The organism is Bacillus haikouensis (assembly GCF_013179555.1).
GTDB classification, from domain to species: domain Bacteria; phylum Bacillota; class Bacilli; order Bacillales; family Bacillaceae_B; genus Rossellomorea; species Rossellomorea haikouensis_A.
Genome location: NZ_JABMCR010000547.1, coordinates 1 through 1,162, shown reverse-complemented (window position 1 = coordinate 1,162; position 1,162 = coordinate 1). Strand labels below are relative to the sequence as shown.

General features: G+C 39.2%; 2 protein-coding genes. Both read right to left on the bottom strand.

Features of this window, described 5'->3' with window-relative positions; genetic code table 11:
- Positions 1-325: hypothetical protein (locus HP456_RS24185; RefSeq protein ID WP_172255727.1), on the bottom strand; the 325-nt coding region annotated here is incomplete at its 3' end.
- A 185-nt stretch (positions 326-510) separates the two neighbouring features.
- Positions 511-1,162 (bottom strand): helix-turn-helix transcriptional regulator (locus HP456_RS24180; protein WP_172255725.1); only part of this gene is annotated, 652 nt, incomplete at its 5' end.

The window sequence follows — 1,162 nt, the reverse complement described above, 5'->3', positions numbered from 1 at the left end:
GGCTGTTGATTAATGAATGCCGTTGAAGCGAGTATTTCGACCATCCATTCGACCTTAAATAAAAGAAGCCCTCTTTAGTATTGATGCCGATCAATGAGTGGCTTGAAGCGGGAATGTTTTCGTAAAACAACCTCCGTGCCTTCTCGATTTCTTTATTCATACTAAAGCTTAGATACAGGTTGGTCATTGCAGGAATGAATAACAGGAGCGGAAAGTAATAGAGAGGTTTTACGACAAATAACATCCCCACTCCCATCATGAAGTACATCACACTATGAAAAAGGAGGGTATTTTGTTCATTCTTATAAATATGATAGAGGTTCATGAAATGCTCGTCCTTTCCACGAATCACTATCATAATATGTTTGTTTTATAGGAAAAATACCTTCTTTTCGAGTAAGGGATAACCTTCATGATGATTGATGAAATTTCCACCAAGCAGGATCAGGTGGTATTCCAAACCTAAACAGTCTGGAACAAAACTAGTATACATTTGTCCCAGACTCCTCTTTATGATTCGTACAGTTTATTCATGTTTGAGACTTCTTCTTTGACCGTATCGTATAATGAAGCAGGCGATATGACCTTTGCTTGAGATCCGAAGTTAAGTATCCAATTAATCAAGCCTCCGCTTACCCGGGCTTTGACTGATAAGATGAAATGATTCTCGTCATGCTTCTTGATATCCACATTCTTGCCGAACTTGTCAATGATCACATTGATGAGATTATTTTTAAATTTTATCTTGATCCATTCTTCATCGCCGGCAAACATATGGAAGGTAGACTGGACATATTTGGATACATCAAAAGGTTCGTATGGGAAAGATTCATTCAGGATGTCAACGTTGCGCAGACGGTCAACCCGGTAATGACGGATTTCCCCGGCGTGGTAATAATAAGCGATCAAATAATAGAAATCATTGGCCCAGGTTAAAGCATAAGGCTTCACTTTATATAGACTTCCCTCATGGCTAAGATTGAAATGTCTATCGATGTCGTACCTTCCATATTGAAATGTGATCATCCGCCGTTCGGAAATGGCCTGATGAAGGTCATGAATCGCAAGCCTGATAAATGGACTTTCACTCTTAATAGATGAATCCACCTGAATCTCATTCTGAAGCTTTTTCCCTTGATGATAGCTCGTGAGCTTTCTGATT